17 protein-coding genes are annotated in these 16,710 nt (G+C 66.6%); 5 read left to right on the top strand and 12 right to left on the bottom strand.

Translation table 11 applies throughout. The annotated features are described in order from the left end of the window. Positions 1-89 precede the first annotated feature (89 nt). Positions 90-764, top strand: coding sequence for a lipocalin family protein (locus J2739_RS09685; RefSeq protein WP_309900912.1), 675 nt, complete (start codon positions 90-92; stop codon positions 762-764). Here J2739_RS09685 and J2739_RS09680 read toward each other — a convergent pair. Continuing rightward, positions 710-1,375, bottom strand: coding sequence for an HAD-IA family hydrolase (locus tag J2739_RS09680; RefSeq protein WP_309900910.1), 666 nt, complete (start codon positions 1,373-1,375; stop codon positions 710-712). The genes J2739_RS09685 and J2739_RS09680 overlap by 55 nt on opposite strands. A gap of 138 nt (positions 1,376-1,513) precedes the next feature. On the opposite strand from J2739_RS09680, the gene zwf reads away from it, so the two are divergent. Beyond that, the gene (gene zwf, locus J2739_RS09675; RefSeq protein ID WP_309900908.1) at positions 1,514-2,989 is read left to right on the top strand and encodes a glucose-6-phosphate dehydrogenase; all 1,476 of its coding nucleotides are present in this window, start codon (positions 1,514-1,516) and stop codon (positions 2,987-2,989) included. Positions 2,990-3,070: 81 nt separating this feature from the next. On the opposite strand, the gene J2739_RS09670 is transcribed toward zwf, so the two are convergent. The 7 genes from J2739_RS09670 to J2739_RS09640 form a co-directional block, all read right to left on the bottom strand. Then, positions 3,071-4,063, bottom strand: a complete 993-nt coding sequence (locus tag J2739_RS09670) for an ABC transporter ATP-binding protein (protein ID WP_309900905.1) — start codon at positions 4,061-4,063, stop codon at positions 3,071-3,073. Positions 4,064-4,193: 130 nt separating this feature from the next. Beyond that, positions 4,194-5,186 carry an ABC transporter ATP-binding protein gene (locus J2739_RS09665; protein WP_309900903.1) on the bottom strand — a complete coding sequence of 331 codons (993 nt, stop codon included), beginning with the start codon at positions 5,184-5,186 and terminating at the stop codon, positions 4,194-4,196. A gap of 18 nt (positions 5,187-5,204) precedes the next feature. Beyond that, positions 5,205-6,116: an ABC transporter permease gene (locus J2739_RS09660; protein WP_309900902.1), complete on the bottom strand. Its 912-nt coding sequence runs from the start codon at positions 6,114-6,116 to the stop codon at positions 5,205-5,207. A gap of 59 nt (positions 6,117-6,175) precedes the next feature. Next, positions 6,176-7,774, bottom strand: coding sequence for an ABC transporter substrate-binding protein (locus tag J2739_RS09655; protein ID WP_309900900.1), 1,599 nt, complete (start codon positions 7,772-7,774; stop codon positions 6,176-6,178). Positions 7,775-7,800: 26 nt separating this feature from the next. After that, the gene (locus tag J2739_RS09650; protein ID WP_309900897.1) at positions 7,801-9,060 is read right to left on the bottom strand and encodes a M20 aminoacylase family protein; all 1,260 of its coding nucleotides are present in this window, start codon (positions 9,058-9,060) and stop codon (positions 7,801-7,803) included. Continuing rightward, on the bottom strand, positions 9,060-10,040 hold the full coding sequence (locus J2739_RS09645) for an ABC transporter permease (protein WP_309900895.1): 981 nt from the start codon (positions 10,038-10,040) through the stop codon (positions 9,060-9,062). Before J2739_RS09645 ends, J2739_RS09650 begins: the two co-directional genes overlap by 1 nt. A gap of 276 nt (positions 10,041-10,316) precedes the next feature. Beyond that, positions 10,317-11,558 (bottom strand): porin, encoded by a 1,242-nt coding sequence (locus tag J2739_RS09640; protein ID WP_309900893.1) that lies wholly within the window; start codon positions 11,556-11,558, stop codon positions 10,317-10,319. A 282-nt stretch (positions 11,559-11,840) separates the two neighbouring features. On the opposite strand from J2739_RS09640, the gene coq7 reads away from it, so the two are divergent. Next, positions 11,841-12,470, top strand: a complete 630-nt coding sequence (gene coq7 / locus J2739_RS09635) for a 2-polyprenyl-3-methyl-6-methoxy-1,4-benzoquinone monooxygenase (RefSeq protein ID WP_309900891.1) — start codon at positions 11,841-11,843, stop codon at positions 12,468-12,470. Positions 12,471-12,487: 17 nt separating this feature from the next. On the opposite strand, the gene J2739_RS09630 is transcribed toward coq7, so the two are convergent. Continuing rightward, complete coding sequence (locus J2739_RS09630; RefSeq protein ID WP_309900889.1) at positions 12,488-12,937, bottom strand: OsmC family protein; 450 nt, start codon at positions 12,935-12,937, stop codon at positions 12,488-12,490. Positions 12,938-13,190: 253 nt separating this feature from the next. Between J2739_RS09630 and ilvA the strand changes: the two genes are divergently transcribed. Next, positions 13,191-14,744, top strand: coding sequence for a threonine ammonia-lyase, biosynthetic (gene ilvA, locus J2739_RS09625; protein ID WP_309900887.1), 1,554 nt, complete (start codon positions 13,191-13,193; stop codon positions 14,742-14,744). Positions 14,745-14,751: 7 nt separating this feature from the next. Here ilvA and J2739_RS09620 read toward each other — a convergent pair whose 3' ends face one another. The 3 genes from J2739_RS09620 to hisN are packed head-to-tail and all read right to left on the bottom strand — an operon-like array spanning position 14,752 to position 16,192. Next, a complete protein-coding gene (locus tag J2739_RS09620; RefSeq protein WP_086924150.1) occupies positions 14,752-14,946 on the bottom strand; it encodes a DUF2905 domain-containing protein in 195 nt (64 codons plus the stop codon). After that, positions 14,943-15,392: a helix-turn-helix transcriptional regulator gene (locus J2739_RS09615; RefSeq protein WP_309900885.1), complete on the bottom strand. Its 450-nt coding sequence runs from the start codon at positions 15,390-15,392 to the stop codon at positions 14,943-14,945. The genes J2739_RS09620 and J2739_RS09615 overlap by 4 nt, the downstream gene beginning before the upstream one ends. 17 nt (positions 15,393-15,409) lie before the next feature. Continuing rightward, on the bottom strand, positions 15,410-16,192 hold the full coding sequence (gene hisN, locus J2739_RS09610) for a histidinol-phosphatase (protein ID WP_309900883.1): 783 nt from the start codon (positions 16,190-16,192) through the stop codon (positions 15,410-15,412). A gap of 127 nt (positions 16,193-16,319) precedes the next feature. On the opposite strand from hisN, the gene J2739_RS09605 reads away from it, so the two are divergent. Continuing rightward, positions 16,320-16,706: a DUF5329 family protein gene (locus tag J2739_RS09605; protein WP_309900881.1), complete on the top strand. Its 387-nt coding sequence runs from the start codon at positions 16,320-16,322 to the stop codon at positions 16,704-16,706. Positions 16,707-16,710: the final 4 nt, after the last annotated feature.

The following is a 16,710-nucleotide window of genomic DNA, read 5'->3' as shown; positions in this document are numbered from 1 at the left end:
CAAAACTACAGTTCGTGTGGTCCCTGGCTGACGGAGCCGGCGAACGCCCCCGGCTACGTTCGGACTTCGACCGAATCGAAGGAATGCCCATGCCCCGCCGTCCACTGCCCGAATCGGGAACCCGCGTCGTCTTCGACGACCGCGTCCACAGCGCCTCGATCGGCACCCTCGCCACGGCCTTCTGCGTCGGCGGCGTGCTGACCTTGCTGGCGTTCAATACCGTCCGCGCTTCCCGCAGCGCACGCCTGGCCGGCCCGGCCGATGGGGCGCCGCTCATGCGCGCGCCGCTGCAGGTGGTCGCGCCGGTGGACCTGCAGCGCTATGCGGGCCTGTGGCACGAGCAGGCGCGCCTGCCCAACCGCTTCGAGAAAGGCTGCGCCGGTCCGGTCACGGCCGAATACACGCTGATGGAGGACGGCAGCGGCCTGCACGTGCTCAACCGCTGCAGGCTGCCGAGCGGCCGCTTCGAGGAATCGGCCGGCGTGGCGCGCGTCGCACCGGTCGCCGGGCAGCCCGGTGCCGGCCGGCTCGAAGTATCCTTCGCCCCGGAATGGCTGCGCTGGTTGCCGCTGGCCTGGGGCGATTACTGGATCCTCCGGCTCGACCGGGATTACCAGGTGGCCCTGGTCGGCACGCCGGACCGCCGCTGCCTGTGGGTGCTGTCGCGCGAACCGCGGCTGGACGACGCTGCGCTGGAGGCCGAACTGGACTACGCGCGTTCGCTGGGCTTCGAGGTCGACAAGATCGAACGCACCGGCAGGTAAGCCGCGAGCTGCGCCGGCAGCGCGCTCGGCGCCTCGCAGTGGATGGCCTGCCAACCCAGCGCCCGCGCTGCCGCCACATTGGCGGCCGAGTCGTCGATGAACACGGTCTCGGATGCCTCGAGGCCATGGCGCGTCGCGAGCAGCTGGTAGATCTCGGGCTGCGGTTTGAGCATGCGCACGTCGCCCGAGAAGATGCCGCCGTCGAACCAGCGCAGGAAGGCGTGCCGCTGCTCGAGCACCCGCGCATAGGGCGCGGGCATGTTGGACAGGTAATAGAGCCGCAGCGGCTCGCCGGCATCGCGGCGCTCGCACAGCGCGTCCAGCAGCTCCAAGGTCACGGCGATGGGTTCGAGGCGCTCGCCCATCGGCGCGAGCATGCTGTTGAGCCGCTCCACCGGCAGCGACAGGCGCAGCGCCATGCGGCCGATGGCGTCCTCCAGGCTGTGCGTGCCGCGGTCGAAGCCCAGCCAGTCCTCGTGGTGGAACATCTCGCGCGCCAGGGCGTGCGCCGCCTGCGCCGTGGGCGTGTGGGGCGCCAGCACCGCATGCACCAGCGATACCGGCTCCCAGCTCAGCAGCACCGCGCCGAGATCGAACACAACGTTCTTCATGCCTGCTCGTTCAAAAAGAAAAAGGTCCCCGGGGACCGGCCCGAAGCTTAAGCGAAGTCGCCGGCGCGACAGCGTCCGTTAACATTCGCAGGCGGGCTTTCAAGCACGGAACATCACTACGACAACACAGGTTCATTCATGAGTTTCGATCTCGTCCTCTTTGGCGGCACCGGCGACCTTGCATGGCGCAAGCTGATGCCGGCATTGTTTCAGGCCTTCCGGCACGGCAGCCTGCCCGAGGACGGCCGCATCATCGGCGTGGCGCGCGACGAACTGTCCGACGACGGGTACCGAGAGCTGATCCAGTCGCGCTTCGCCGCGGTCGAGGGCGCCAAGCGGCCGACGCCGGAGGAGTTCAAGAAGTTCGCCGCCATGCTGTACTACCTGCGCATGGACCTGTCGAAGGCGCAGGACTATGCCAAGCTCGCCGGCCTGCTCAAGCAGCGCGACGCGGGCACGGTCGTGATGTACCTCGCCACGGCGCCGGCCCTCTTCACGCAGGTGGTGGAGCAGATTGCCGCAGCCGGGCTCAACGGCCCGAAGACGCGGGTGGTGCTCGAGAAGCCGCTGGGCCACGACCTGGCCTCCAACCGCGCCATCAACAAGGCCGTGTGCAAGGTCCTGGCCGAGCACCAGGTGTTCCGCATCGACCACTACCTGGGCAAGCCCTCGGTGCAGAACCTGTTCGCGATGCGCTTCGGCAATGCGCTGTTCGAGCCTATCTGGCGCCGCGAGCACATCGCCAACATCGAGATCACGATCGCCGAGGACCTGGGCGTCGAGAAGCGCGGCGCCTTCTACGACCAGACCGGCGCGCTGCGCGACATGGTGCAGAACCATGCGCTGCAGCTGGTCTGCGCGATCGGAATGGAGCCGCCGATCAACGCTCATGCCGACGCCATCCGCGACGAGAAGCTCAAGGTGCTGCGCGCGCTCAAGCCATGGACGGCCGAATCGATCGGGCTGCACGCGATCCGCGGCCAGTACACCGCCGGCACGGCCTACGGCCAGCGCGTGCCGGGCTACCGCGAGGAGTCCGGCGTGGACCCGGACAGCCGCACCGAGACCTTCGTCGCGCTGCGCACCGAGATCGCCAACTGGCGCTGGGCCGGCGTGCCGCTTTACATCCGCACCGGCAAGCGGCTGGCGTCGCGCGATGCCCACATCGCGGTCAACTTCAAGCCGACGCCGCATGCGATCTTCCGGGCGCCGACCAATGCCTTCAACAAGCTGGTGATCAACCTGCAACCCCGGGACGGCCTGGAGCTGCACATGCTCGCGCAGGCGCAGGACGGCCGCCAACGCAGCAGCAACGGCCACCGCTACGCCGGTCCGCAGCTGGCGCCGGTGCAACTGGACCTCGACTTCGACAAGCGCTTCGGCTCCGAGCGCGTGGGCGCCTACGAGCGCCTGCTGCTGGACGTGATCGACGGCCGGCTCAATCTCTTCGTGCGCAGCGACGAGCAGGAAGAAGCCTGGCGCTGGGTCGAGCCGCTGATCGACAGCTGGGCCGCAGATGGCCCGCCCCGCCCGTATGCGGCGGGCACGTGGGGGCCGAGTGCATCGAGCGCCATGATTGCGCGCGATGGGTTCGCCTGGAGCGAAGAGCAGTAGATACGGACGCCGTACGCAGAGGGCGCGAAGGGGGCGCGAAGCACGCATTCTTTCGCGCCCTTCGCGCACGGATGCCCGTCTTCAGATCCGCCCCTCCTCCACTGCGTGGCATGCCACCTGAATGCCGCGCAGCATCTGCAGCGGCGGGCGCTCCGCCACGCAGCGCGCGTTGGCATGCGGGCAGCGCGGATGGAACGTGCAGCCGGTGGGCGGGTCGAGCGGGTTGGGGACCTCGCCCTGCACCGGGGTGCGCGCCTCGCCGGCGTGCTTCATCTTCGGGATCGCCGCCAGCAGCATGCGGGTGTAGGGGTGCTGCGGCGACACGAAGAGCTTCGCTTTGTCCGCCACCTCCACCAGGCGCCCGAGATACATCACGCCGACCTGGTCGGCCACGTGGCGCACCACGGCAAGGTTGTGGGAGATGAAGAGATAGGTCAGGCCGCGCTCGCGCTGCAGGTCCTTCATGATGTTGAGCACCTGGGCCTGTACGCTCACGTCGAGGGCGGAGGTGGGCTCGTCGCACACCAGGAACTCCGGCTGGGTGGCCAGGGCGCGGGCGATGGAGATGCGCTGGCGCTGACCCCCGGAGAACTGGTGGGGGTACTTGGCCATGTCCAGCGGGCTCAGGCCGACGGACTGCAGCAACTCGCCCACCCGGGTCTTGAGCGCCGGCCCCTCTTTCAGGATCTCGTGCTCGCGCAAGGGCTCACCGACGATGTCCTGCACCAGCCAGCGGGGGTTGAGGCTGGCGTAGGGGTCCTGGAAGATCATCTGGATGCGCCGGCGCAGCTTGCGCCCCCCCGCACTCTTGAAGGCGGCATGGGCGTCCTGGCCATCGAAGTGCATGCCGCCGCGCGTGGGCTCGTACAGGCCGACGAGCAGGCGCGCGACGGTGCTCTTTCCGCATCCGGATTCGCCGACCAGGGCCAGTGTCTTGCCGCGCTCGATGGAGAAGCTCACGCCATCCACCGCGTGCAGCAGCAGCCGCGGCTTGCGTTCGAGCACGCGGTTGAGCCAGGGCGGGGAGACGTCGAAGACCTTGGCCAGATCATTGGCCTGCACCAGGGCATTCATGCGATCACCTCCGCGCATCGCGTTGCGGCACTCGCCGTCGCAACGGCGTCGGCCCTGCGGCGCATGCGCTTCACTGGAGTACCTTCGCCGTCTGCGACGGTGCGATTCCCCTCGGGAGCGGGCCTGCGGCTCATGCGGCGATCCCCGCCGTCGAGCTCAGGCTGTGTGCATCGTGCAGCCAGCACGCGGCCCGGGTCGCGCCGGCATTGAGCAGGTCGGGCCGCTCGACCAGGCAGCGGTCGAAGACGCGCGGGCAGCGCGGGTTGTAGGCACAGCCGGGCGGAATGGCGTTCAGGCGCGGCATGGCGCCGTCGATCTGGTTGAGGCGTTCGCGGTCCATCGTCATGTCGGGGATGGCGGCCATCAATCCCGAGGTGTAGGGATGGGCGGGCTGGTGGATCACCTCCTGCACGGGGCCGATCTCGGCAATGCGGCCCGCGTACATCACGGCCACGCGGTCGCAGGTCTCGGCAATCACGCCCATGTCGTGGGTGATCAGCATCACCGCCGCGCCGCGCTCTTTGCAGATGCGCTTGAGCAGCGTGATGATCTGCGCCTGGATCGAGACGTCCAGTGCGGTGGTCGGCTCGTCGGCCACGATCAGCTTGGGCTCCGCGGCTAGCGCCAGGGCGATCACCACCCGCTGGCGCATGCCGCCGGAGAACTGGTGCGGGTAGTGGTCGATGCGCTGCGCGGCGCCGGGAATGCCGGTGTCCTGCAGGAGGCCGATCGCGCGGCGACGCGCCTCCTGCTCGCTCACGGGCAGGTGGGTGCGGATGGTCTCGGTCAACTGCCGGCCGATGGTGTAGAGCGGATTGAGCGAGGTCAGTGGGTCCTGGAAGATGGCGCCGATCTTGCGCCCGCGGATGTGGCGCATGGCCTCGTGGCCCAGGTTGTCGATACGCTGGCCTTCCAGCAGGATCTGGCCGGCGGCCACCCGCCCGGGCGGCTCCAGGAGGCCGATGATGGCCGCGCCCGTGAGGGACTTGCCCGCGCCCGATTCGCCCACCACGCCGAGGATCTCGCCCGGCGCGATCTCGAAGCTGATGTCGTCCAGCGCCCGCAGCGTGCCGCGACGATGCGGGAACTCGACCATCAGGTTTCGGACTTGCAGAAGACTCATTCGGTGTGCTCCCTGTCTTCAGCGCAGCCGCGGATTGAGGGCATCGCGCAGCCAGTCGCCCAGGAGGTTCACGCTCAATGCGATCAGGACCAGCATCAAGCCGGGGAAGACGGTGATCCACCATTCGCCCGAGAACAGATAGTCGTTGCCGACCCGGATGAGGGTGCCCAGCGAGGGCGAGGTGGGCGGCACGCCGACGCCCAGGAAGGACAGCGTCGCCTCGGTGATGATCGCGGTCGCGACCTGGATGGTGGCCAGCACCAGCACCGGGCCCAGCACATTGGGCAGCACGTGGCGGCGCATGATGCGAAGCGGCGCGACGCCGGTCACGCGCGCCGCCATCACGTACTCCTTGTTGCGCTCGACCAGGGTCGAGCCACGCACCGTGCGCGCGTACTGCACCCATCCGGTGAGCGAGATCGAGATGATCAGCACGCCGAAGGCCACCGTGTCGTGCGCGTTGGGGAACAGCGCGCGCCCGACGCCGGCGATCAGCAGCGCCACCAGAATGGGCGGGAAGGACAGCATCACGTCGCACACGCGCATCAGGAAGGCGTCGAGCCATCCGCCCCAGAAGCCGGCCAGCAGGCCCAGCAGCACGCCGATGAGCACCGACAGCACCACCGAGACCACGCCGACGACCAGCGAGATGCGGGCGCCGTAGATCAGCGCCGAGAGGATGTCGCGTCCCTGGTCGTCGGTGCCCAGCAGGTACTTGCTCGTGCCTCCGGCCGCCCAGGCGGGCGGCAGGCGTGCATCGCCGAGCTCGAGCGCGGCCAGGTCGAAAGGGTTGTGCGGTGATACCCATCCGGCGAAGACCGAACAGAAGATGCAGACGAAGGCGATCGACGCCGCGAGCAATGCGACCGGCGAAGTGCGGAAGCTGTGGCCGACGTCGCTGTCGAGCCAGCGAGCCAGTGTTTTTTTCATCGGGAGCCTGAAGAGCGGGCCTGCATCGCAGGCCCCTCGAAGTCATGGGGCGTCAAGCTTCAAGGCTTGGCGGGCGCCTGGATGCTCATCCACTTGAAGGGCATGAAGTTGTCGGCCCGCTGCGTCAGCGCGACCTTCTTGCTCACGCCCCAGGCCAGTGACTGCTGGTGCAACGGCAGGTGCCCGATATCGTCCGCGTGGATCGTGAAGGCTTCCTTGATCATTGCCATGCGCTCGTTCTTGTCGGTGCTCGACTTGATCTTTCCGATCAGTTCGTCGAGCTTGGGGTTGCAGTACGAGCCGAGATTGAACTGGCCGTCGCCCGTCTTGTCGTCGGGGCAGCGCATCAGCGCGTCCAGCGCGTTGTGCGCGTCGTAGGTGGTCGGCGTCCAGCCGAGCAAGTAGAAGCTGGTGTCGCGGCGCAGGATCTTGGGGAAATACGTGCCCTTGGTCTCGGCCGCGAGGTTGATCTTGACGCCGATGCGTGCCAGGTTGGCGGCGACCGCCTGGCAGATTTGCGCGTCGTTGACGTAGCGGTCGTTGGGGCAGTTCATCGTCACCTCGAAGCCGTTCGGATAGCCGGCATCGGACAGCAACTTCTTGGCGGCGTCCACGTCGTAAGGCAGTCGCTTGTCTTGCTCGGCAGTCCAGCCATTGATGCCGGGCCCGACCATCAGGGCCGTGGGCCGCGAGGCGCCGCGCATGACGGTGCGCTGGATGCCGTTGATGTCGATGGCCTGGTAGAAGGCCTGGCGAACGCGCTTGTCCTTGAAGGGGTTCTTGCCCTTGACGCTCGAGTACAGCAGCTCATCGCGCTTCTGGTCCATGCCCAGGAAGATGGTGCGGAGCTCGGGGCCGACCACCACCTGCGCATTCGGGCTGGCATTGATGCGGGCGATGTCCTGCACCGGCACCGGCTCCATCACGTCGATCTCGCCCGACACCAGCGCCGCCACGCGTGTCGCCGGATTGGCGATGGGGGTGAAGATCACCTCCTGCACATTGCCGTCGATCTTGCCCCAATAGGTGCCGTTGCGCACGAACACCGTGCGCACATTGGGCTGGCGTTCGCGCACGCGGAAAGGCCCGGTGCCGTTGGCCTTGAACGAGGCGGTGTTCTCGATGCCCTTGCGGCGATCGACAGGCTTCTCTGCCTTGTTCTCCTCGCACCACTTCTTGCTCATGATCGCGAGGTCCGACAGCACGTCGGGCAGGATCGGGAACGGCCCCTTGGTCTCGATGTCGACCGCGTAATCGTTGACCTTGCGCACGTCCTTGATGTCGTTCACCTTGGCCTTCACGTCCGAGCCGTCGCCGGCAGCACGCGTGATGCTGAAGAGCACGTCATCCGCGGTGAAGGGCGTGCCGTCGTGAAACTTGACGTTCTTGCGCAGTTCGAAGCGCCAGACCGTCGGCGACGTCTGCCGCCAGGAGGTGGCCAGCGAGGGCGCAAGGCTCAGGTCCTTGTTGCGATCGGTGAGCGCGTCGTACACGTTGAGATCGACCGAGAGCTGCAGCGACTCGTTGAGCGAGTGCGGATCGAGCGACAGCGCATCCCCTTGATTCGCGACACGGATGGTTTGCGCGTCCACCGACAGGCAGAGCGTGCCCAATGCAGACATGACGGCCATCGCAGCCAGCTTGTTTTTCAGGTTCATGGAAGCACTCCTCGGGTTGGAAAGATTCAGGACGCTACCGATGCAGCCGCGCTCTTGGCGGGCCGGTCCACGGCATCCAGGGGCATGCCCTGCTCGATCAGGCCGGCATGCAATGCGGCGCCGAGCGGCAGGATCTCGTCGTTGAAGTCGTAGCGGCTGTTGTGCAGGAAGGCGCCGCCGCGGGCGTCCTGGCCGATGCGCAGGTAGGCGCCGGCCTTTTTCTGCAGCATGAAGGAGAAGTCCTCGGCGCCCATGCTCGGCTCCATGTTGCGCTCGACGTTGTGCGCGCCCACCAGGGACTGCGCGACGTCGCCGGCGAACAGGGCCTCCGGTGCGGTGTTGATGGTGGCGGGATAGATACGCTCGAACCTGACCTGCGCCGTGGCGCCGAAGCCGGCCGCCACCGCGGAGCACAGCTCCACCAGCCGTTGCTCGACTTGCGCCTGCACACGGATGCTGAAGGTGCGCACGGTGCCCACCAGTGTCGCCTTGCCGGGCACCACGCTCATGGCGCCGGTGTCGCCAGCCTGGACTGCGCAGATGCTGATCACCGCGGCGTCAATGGGCCGCACGTTGCGAGAGACGATGCTCTGCACCGCCGTGATGATGTGGGCGGACACGAGCACGGGGTCGACGGTGAGGTACGCGTGCGCACCGTGGCCACCCTTTCCCGTGATCTCGATGGTGATGCGGTCGGCCGCCGCCATCATGGCGCCACGGTTGATGCCCACGGTACCCGCGGGCAGGCCGGGCCAGTTGTGCATCGCGTAGACGGAGCTGACAGGGAAGCGGTCGAACAAACCGTCTTCGATCATTGCGCGCGCGCCGGCGAAGCCTTCCTCGCCAGGCTGGAAGATCAGCACGGCGGTGCCGTCGAAGTCGCGGGTCTCGGCGAGGTAGCGCGCGGCGCCGATTAGCATGGCCGTGTGGCCGTCATGGCCGCAACCATGCATCAGGCCCTTCTTCGCGGAGCGCCAATTGAAATCGTTCTCCTCGCACATCGGCAGCGCGTCCATATCGGCGCGCAGGCCGATCATGCGGCCGCTGGCTGTGGAGCGGCCGTGAATCACGCCGACCACGCCGGTCCTGCCGATGCCGGGGTGGATCTCGTCGACGCCGCAGGCCCGAAGCGACTCCTGCACGCGGCCGGAGGTGTAGATTTCCTCGAAGCCGAGCTCGGGGTGCGCGTGCAGGTCGCGCCGGAATGCGGTGATCTCGGGATGGAAGCGCGCGATGTGCGCGAAGGCGCGTCCCGAAGCCTGGAAGCGGGGATTGCTGTCCGCCATCAATGCCCTCCTGCCCTTCCGATGCGCAGCCGCGGATCGACCACGAAATACAGGAGGTCCACGACCAGGTTGATGACCACGAAAATGAGTGCAATCAGGCACAGGTAGGCGGCCATCACCGGAATGTCGGCGAAGGTCACGGCCTGGATGAAGAGCAGGCCCATGCCCGGCCACTGAAAGACCGACTCGGTGATGATGGCGAAGGCGATCAGGCCGCCGAGTTGAAGGCCGGTGATGGTCATGACGGGCACCAGCGTGTTCTTAAGTGCATGGCCGAAATGGATGGCGCGGTCCGACAGGCCTCGTGCCCGGGCGAACTTGATGTAGTCGGTGCGCAGCACCTCCAGCATTTCGGCGCGCACGAGCCGCATGATCAGCGTGAGTTGGAAGATGGCGAGCGTGATGGCCGGCAGCACGATGTGCATCCAGCCGTCGGCGCGCAGCAGGCCGGTGCTCCACCAGCCCAGTTGCACGGTCTCGCCGCGTCCGAAGCTGGGAAACCAGCCGAGCAGCACGGCAAAGACCAGGATCAGCAGGATGCCGATCAGGAAAGTGGGCAGCGAGACGCCGAGCAGCGAGATCATCATGAACACTTGGCTCATGAAGGTGCCCCGCCGCAGCGCTGTATAGACCCCCATCGGGATGCCGACCACCAGCGCCAGGAAGGCGGCGACCAGTGACAGCTCGAGCGTTGCCGGGAAGCGCTCGCCGATCAGGCGCGAGACCTTGCTGCCCTGCCGCAGGCTCAGACCGAACTCGCCTTGCGAGGCGTTGACCAGGAAGTGCCAGAACTGCACGAAGAAGGGCTTGTCCAGCCCAAGGCCGACACGGAGTTCCCGGATCTGATCGGGCGTTGCATCCTGCCCGAGCAGGAACACCACTGGATCGCCCACGTACTGGAACAGGAGAAAGGCGATGAAAGCGACCGCGACCATGACGATCACGGCCTGGATGAGGCGACGCAGTACGAAGGCAATCATTCAGCAGGGCACGTGTTCAAACGATGCTAGCAGAGCAAGCCGCATGCCCAAGAGGTGGTTCCCCGGGGGTTGCGGCCCAGCCCGAGACTCGGCCGCAGACTGCACGGTCTCGCCGTGGCTCAATTCACCTTGCTGAGGCACCCATCGCAAGTGCCCGGCTCAGCGCAGATCCAGGAACCCTGTTCGTGAAAGCAGGAAAAGAAAAAAGCCGCCCGACTTTCGTCGGACGGCTTTCAAGAACTTCCCATTCAAAGCTGGCTCACGCCAGCTTCAAGATCAGAAAGCGTGACGGATACCGAAGTCGTAACCCGTCGAGGTCTTCGGCGCGTAGGCCGCACCGCTGAGGGTGGTCACGAAGGCCGGGCCACCCAGGTTCAGGCCAGCACCGTTCTTGTTGCGAACGCGAGCCACCGTCGCGTACAGAGCCGTACGCTTCGACAGGTTGTGCACGTAGCCGATGGCGAACTTGTTGGCCTTCGGATCGTCGGTGGTGAAGAACGGAGTGGTCGGCAGGTTGAAGTCGTACTTGACAGCCGAGTACGCAACGCGGATCAGGCCCGGGCCGACAGGCACGGTCGCACCCAGCAGCCAACCCTTCAGGTCGACGTCAGGAGCGGCGACGAGGAAGGCGTTTTCGACGTCAACTTCGTTCTTTGCCTTCGAGTATTCGCCGAACAGCTTCACGACGCCGAAGTCGTAGGAAGCGCCCAGGTTGAAGGTCTTGACCGAGGTCGTGGTGCCGACGAAGAAGTTGTCGCCGATGGTGCTGTTGCCATAGGAGGCAGCAACGTCCAGCGGGCCGTTGGCGTAACCGAAGCGGCCGCCGACGTAACGACCGGTGCGCTGCGTGTTGAGCGCGGTGGGCGTGGCTGCGCCCGGATCGTACTTGTCACGCTCGTTGAAAGCGTACATCAGCTGGCCGTAGAAGCCACCGAGGTTCGGGGGCAGGAAGTAGCCGACGGAGTTGCTGGCGCGAACGTAGTTGCTGCCGGTCACGTTGGTGAAGCCGGGGACGCTGGTCGTGCCGCCGCCGAGCCAAGTGCCGAAGCTGGTGTTGGCAGTGCTGATCAGGTTGGTGCCAACGCCGTTGGTGCCGAACGGATCGAACACGGTGTCGTTCCAGAACGTCGGGGTGTAGTCACGGCCCAGACGGATTTCACCGAAACCGCCCGACAGGCTCACGGTCGAGCGACGAGCAAAGGTCGCAATACCTTGTTGGCCGTCGTCGTTGGAGATCGGGGCTTCGAGCCAGAAGCTGGCAGCCAGGCCGCCACCGAGATCTTCCGTACCACGGAAGCCGATACGGCTGGAGTTGTAACCCGAGTTCGACAATGCGGTGCGGCTCACCTTGACGCTGCCCGGCAGGAAGGGGGCGGTCAGGGACGGAACAGCGAGGTCCGACTTGTTCGAGTAGCTGCTGACACCAGCGTCAACCACGCCGAACAGCGTCACGGACGACTGGGCCGAGGCAACACCGGCAACAGCCAGAGCAGCCAGGGCAACTAGAGATTTTTTCATTGCAAGTTTCTCCAAGGTTAAACATAGGGCTCCGGTGCGAAGGGCTCACCGTGACTGGCACTTCTGTGCACCCACCGGACCCCGGGCCAACCTCCTTTTGGGAAGTTGTCGCTATTGCACCAGAGCGGCTTCGTCTGGGCAAAACAATTCGCCCGAAAACGCGGCCCGCTCCGCCCTTTCGTTGCAGCTTTGCAACAAAGCACCGGGCGCCTGCGAGATCTCGCAATATGAAACAAGACCTGCCGTGCAAGTGACCTATTGCGCATCGGTTCCAATCGGTCCATGACCCCCTTGCTCGACACTGTCCTGGGCACCGCGGATGCAGCCCTGCGCACGCTATTTGCCAGGCCCCATGCGACTCGCGCCGCACCTCCCCCAGCCGCCCCGGCCGGGGAGCTGAGTGAAGCCGAGCGCCGGGAAGCCGGTGCATTGATGCGGGTGAACCACGTGGGGGAGGTGTGCGCCCAAGCCTTGTATACGGCGCAGTCGGCAGTCGCGCGAGATCCGAAGCTGCGGGCGCACTTCGACGAGGCTGCGCGCGAGGAAACCGATCACCTGGCCTGGACGCAGCAGCGGCTCGAGGAACTGGGCGCGCACCCGTCGGTGCTCAATCCGCTGTGGTACCTCGGCGCCTTCGGGCTTGGCCTCGTGGCCGGGCGGCTCGGCGATCCGCTGAGCTTGGGCTTCGTGGCGGAGACCGAGCGGCAGGTCGAGGCCCATCTGGATGGACATCTCGACCGGCTTCCAGCCGGCGATACGGCCTCGCGGGCAGTTGTCAATCAGATGAAGCTGGACGAAGCGCGCCATGCGGCGCAAGCCTGGAGTGCCGGGGCGCACGAACTGCCGGCGCCGGCGAAGGCCCTGATGCGCCTTGCTGCTCGTGTGATGACCACGGTCGCTCATCGCATTTGAGCGAGGTCCGGCCGCGCTCAGGTCTCGATCAGGTCGAAGCTGGTCGTGATCTCGGCCGTCTTCGCCAGCATCACGCTGGCCGAGCAGTAGGTGTCGTGACTCAGGGCGATCGCACGCTCGACGGCGGCGGCCGGAATGCCCTTGCCCGCTACCGTGAAGTGCATGTGGATCTTGGTGAAGACCTTCGGGTCTTTCTCTGCGCGATCGCTGCTCAGTTTGACGCTGACCCGCTCGACCTGATGCCGGCCACGTTTGAGGATCAGTACCACGTCATAGGCCGTGCAGCCGCCCGTGCCGGCCAGCACGGTTTCCATGGGTCTCGCAGCAAGGTTCTGGCCGCCGTTCTCAGGTTTCGCAGGGTCCGGCGCCCCATCCATCATTAGGACGTGGCCGCTGCCGGTCTCTGCGACGAAGCCCATGGCCGATCGCGCTCCCGCGTTGCCGGTCCAGCTCACTGTGCATTCCATCCTCGGAGGCTCCATAAGTCGTGACGCGCGGCAGAAAAATCACGCAGGCGTCGATTTGTGTTGGAAAAGCGTCACTCGCTTGTTGCATCGCAACAATGAGCCGGTATACTTTATTTCATCGCACACGAATACGTGTGCACCAGTTGTCTCCTCCACCCTCCCAATTGGTGGATTTAGCCCCGAGCCGCAAGGCCCGGGGCTTTTTTCTTGGGCCCGTATTGGGCGAGCACGGCGGGCCTATGATCGCGGCCCTATGTCCACACCCTCCGCACCGCTTTCGCCCGCCGACTACCTGAAAAAGATCCTCACGGCACGCGTCTACGACGTGGCGGTCGAGTCCGCGTTGGAACCGGCGCAGGCGCTGAGCGCTCGCCTGGGCAACACCGTGTTGCTCAAGCGGGAGGACCAACAGGAAGTCTTCAGCTTCAAGTTGCGCGGTGCCTACAACAAGATGGCGCAACTCAGCCCGGAGCAGCTCGCCAAGGGCGTGATCTGCGCATCGGCCGGCAACCATGCCCAGGGCGTGGCGCTGAGCGCGCGCAAGCTCGGCACACGCGCCGTGATCGTGATGCCGGTGACCACGCCGCAGCTGAAGATCGACGCGGTTCGGGCGTTCGGCGGCGAGGTGCAGCTGCACGGCGACAGCTACTCCGACGCCTATGGCTACGCGCTGGAGCAGCAGAAGCTGCACGGCCTCACCTTCGTGCACCCCTTCGATGACCCCGACGTGATCGCGGGCCAGGGGACGATCGCGATGGAGATCCTGCGGCAGCACCAGGGCCCTCTCGATGCGGTCTTCGTCGCCATCGGCGGCGGCGGACTGATCTCCGGGGTTGCCAATTACATCAAGGCCGTGCGGCCCGAGATCAAGGTGATCGGCGTCCAGATGAACGACTCCGACGCGATGATGCGCTCGGTCGCCGCGCGCGAACGGGTGACGCTGCCCGACGTCGGCCTGTTCTCCGACGGCACCGCGGTCAAGCTGGTCGGCGAGGAAACTTTCCGCATCTCCCGCGAGCTCGTGGATGAGTTCATCACTGTCGATACCGACGCCGTCTGCGCCGGCATCAAGGACGTGTTCGTCGACACTCGCAGCATCGTCGAGCCCGCCGGCGCACTCGCAGTGGCGGCGATCAAGCAATACGTCGAGGCGCACGGCACGCGGGGCCAGACCTATGCGGCCATCCTCTGCGGCGCCAACATGAACTTCGACCGGCTGCGCTTCGTGGCAGAGCGCGCCGAGGTGGGCGAGGAACGCGAAGCCCTGTTTGCCGTCACCATTCCCGAGGAACGCGGCAGCTTCCGCCGGTTCTGCGAGCTGGTGGGCCAGTTGCCGGGCGCGTCGCGCAGCGTCACCGAGTTCAATTACCGGATCAGCGATGCGAAGGAGGCGCATGTGTTCGTGGGGCTGACGACCCAGACGCGCGGCGAGTCGAAGACCATCACCGAGACTTTCCTCGCCCACGGTTACGGCGCCATCGACCTCACGCACGACGAGCTCGCGAAGGAGCACATCCGCCACCTGGTCGGCGGCCGAAGCGGCCTGGCACACGACGAGCGGCTGCTGCGCTTCGTCTTCCCCGAGCGGCCCGGCGCGCTGCTCAAGTTCCTGAGTCTCATGCGGCCTACCTGGAACATCAGCCTCTTCCACTATCGCAACCAGGGCGCGGACTATGGCCGCATCCTGGTCGGTCTGCAGGTTCCCGCGGCCGACCATGGGGCTTTCGAGGAGTTCCTGCGAACCCTCGACTATCCGTTCGTGGAGGAAACCGCCAATCCCGTCTACCGCCTGTTCCTGCAGGCCTGAGCGGCCGCTAGATCCATCGTGCGATCAAGGCCGCGATCAGGCTGAGCACCACGGTGCTGCCGATGGGCAGCTGCCACTCGCGGCCGAAAGCGCGGAACTCGAAGTCTCCGGGCAGGCGCCCGAAGCCGAAGCGCCGCAGCCATTGCGTCAGACCGCTCATGAGGAGCAGTGCGAGGACGACGACGATCAGCCAGCGGATCATTGGAACAGTCTAGTCCAGCGCAGCTGGCGCGCCGCAAATCTGGAAGACGCAAAGCGCCGCGGGCGGGACATCGATGAGCGCATCCGACCCAGGCGATGAACACGTCCATCGGCGATTGCGCGGGCCGCGCACTGGAAGCGCACCAGCCGCGCACAACCGGCCGGCGCGATGCCCAGCCAGCGGCGAAAGTCGCGCTCCAGCTCGCGACGGCTCACGCGATGCTGGCGGGCCAGCTCATCGACAGACAGTTCGGGCGCCTCCGGCAGCGACGTCGCCGCCGCCACGCGCTCGGCCTGCGGGGGCCAGCGGGCGGCGCTCGCCGATGCCGTTCTCGAGTAAACATGAGTGGAGCTTCGATTGTTGATGGCCGGGCGCCGGCTGCCTCCGGTGCGCCGATCCTGTTTTCGGGCCGGCCAGGCCTCGGCAGGGCGCGCGGAACGGGACATCCGTCCCGATCATGGCCTCAGGCGTTCAGGATCGCCAGCGCCTCCCGGTGCAGCGCAGGCGTGGCCGCGGCGACGACGCGCCCGTCGGAGCCCAGGTCCAGCGCGCGGCCTTCCCAGTCGGTGATGACGCCGCCCGCAGCCTCGATCAGGCCGGCAGGGCCCAGGTAGTCGTAGGGCTGAAGGCCGGCCTCCACCACCAGGTCGATGGTGCCGCCGGCCAATTGGGCGTAGCTGTAGCAGTCGCCGCCGAAACGGCGCATCGCGCAGCGCCGGCTCAGCCGGTCGAAGGCCTTCCAGTCAGTGGCGCCGAAGATGTCCGGCGAGGTGGTGAAGATGCGCGCCGCCGCGACGGCACTGCAGGCGCTCACGCGCACCGCCTGGCCGTTGCGCTGCGCGCCGAGGCCAAGCTGGCCCACCCAGCGCTCGCCCAGCACCGGCATGTCCACCATCCCCAACTCGACGCGGCCGCCGCGCACCAGGGCGATCAACGTGCCCCACAGTGGTGAGCCGGTGATGAAGCTGCGCGTGCCGTCGATCGGGTCCAGCACCCAGACGTCGGCAGCGTCGACGCGCTCCAGGCCGTGCTCCTCACCGTAGATGCCATCGGCCGGGCGTTCCCGGCCCAGAATCTCGCGCATCGCGGCCTCGGCAGCGCGGTCGGCCTGCGTGACCGGGCTTTCATCGGCTTTGGCGACCACTTCCAGCGGTGTGCGGAACAGGCGCAGCGAATGGGCGGCTGCGGCGTCGGCGAGCGCGTTGGCGATGCGCAGCGGGTCTTGAGGCGTGTCGGAAGAGCTCATGGCGCGAGAACACAAGGCAAAGATCAGATTAAACCTGACGCCAGGCGGCCTCGGCGCCCCACGCAGGGCTGCGCCGGCGTCGGGTCCAATCGCCGCAATGGGCATTCACCTTCCCGGAGTTCACGCCATGAACCTGATTCGTTTCCTGCAACGCCTGCTGGCCGCAACCGCCGTCGCCCTCTGCGCAGCGGGCCCGGCGTACGCCACCCCGTCGGCTTCCGAGCAGAAGGTCATCGAGACGCTGATCGAGCGCGTCGCCGATCACAAGTCGATGACCTTCATGCGCAACGGCGAGGAGCACGACGCAGCCGAAGCCGCCCGGCACCTGCGCGCCAAGTACGACCATTTCAAGGAGAGGATCGTGACCGCGGAGGACTTCATCAGGCTTTGCGGCACGCGCTCCGAAGTGACGAAGGCCCCCTACAAGGTCCGCACCGCGAGCTCGGGCACGCGCGACTCTGCCGAATTCCTGCACGACGAGCTCCGCCAGGTGAGGCGGCAGGTCAAGGGCTGAGAAG

It is taken from the genome of Variovorax soli (assembly GCF_031454625.1).
Taxonomy (GTDB): domain Bacteria; phylum Pseudomonadota; class Gammaproteobacteria; order Burkholderiales; family Burkholderiaceae_C; genus Variovorax; species Variovorax soli_A.
This window is presented reverse-complemented; position numbering and strand designations above follow the sequence as displayed.

Bases quoted from the DNA above. Each gene is read 5' to 3' on its own strand.
- J2739_RS09685 (WP_309900912.1), top strand. From the start codon at position 90: ATGCCCCGCCGTCCACTGCCCGAATCGGGAACCCGCGTCGTCTTCGAC.
- J2739_RS09680 (WP_309900910.1), bottom strand. From the start codon at position 1,375: ATGAAGAACGTTGTGTTCGATCTCGGCGCGGTGCTGCTGAGCTGGGAG.
- zwf (WP_309900908.1), top strand. From the start codon at position 1,514: ATGAGTTTCGATCTCGTCCTCTTTGGCGGCACCGGCGACCTTGCATGG.
- J2739_RS09670 (WP_309900905.1), bottom strand. From the start codon at position 4,063: ATGAATGCCCTGGTGCAGGCCAATGATCTGGCCAAGGTCTTCGACGTC.
- J2739_RS09665 (WP_309900903.1), bottom strand. From the start codon at position 5,186: ATGAGTCTTCTGCAAGTCCGAAACCTGATGGTCGAGTTCCCGCATCGT.
- J2739_RS09660 (WP_309900902.1), bottom strand. From the start codon at position 6,116: ATGAAAAAAACACTGGCTCGCTGGCTCGACAGCGACGTCGGCCACAGC.
- J2739_RS09655 (WP_309900900.1), bottom strand. From the start codon at position 7,774: ATGAACCTGAAAAACAAGCTGGCTGCGATGGCCGTCATGTCTGCATTG.
- J2739_RS09650 (WP_309900897.1), bottom strand. From the start codon at position 9,060: ATGGCGGACAGCAATCCCCGCTTCCAGGCTTCGGGACGCGCCTTCGCG.
- J2739_RS09645 (WP_309900895.1), bottom strand. From the start codon at position 10,040: ATGATTGCCTTCGTACTGCGTCGCCTCATCCAGGCCGTGATCGTCATG.
- J2739_RS09640 (WP_309900893.1), bottom strand. From the start codon at position 11,558: ATGAAAAAATCTCTAGTTGCCCTGGCTGCTCTGGCTGTTGCCGGTGTT.
- coq7 (WP_309900891.1), top strand. From the start codon at position 11,841: ATGACCCCCTTGCTCGACACTGTCCTGGGCACCGCGGATGCAGCCCTG.
- J2739_RS09630 (WP_309900889.1), bottom strand. From the start codon at position 12,937: ATGGAATGCACAGTGAGCTGGACCGGCAACGCGGGAGCGCGATCGGCC.
- ilvA (WP_309900887.1), top strand. From the start codon at position 13,191: ATGTCCACACCCTCCGCACCGCTTTCGCCCGCCGACTACCTGAAAAAG.
- J2739_RS09620 (WP_086924150.1), bottom strand. From the start codon at position 14,946: ATGATCCGCTGGCTGATCGTCGTCGTCCTCGCACTGCTCCTCATGAGC.
- J2739_RS09615 (WP_309900885.1), bottom strand. From the start codon at position 15,392: ATGTCCCGTTCCGCGCGCCCTGCCGAGGCCTGGCCGGCCCGAAAACAG.
- hisN (WP_309900883.1), bottom strand. From the start codon at position 16,192: ATGAGCTCTTCCGACACGCCTCAAGACCCGCTGCGCATCGCCAACGCG.
- J2739_RS09605 (WP_309900881.1), top strand. From the start codon at position 16,320: ATGAACCTGATTCGTTTCCTGCAACGCCTGCTGGCCGCAACCGCCGTC.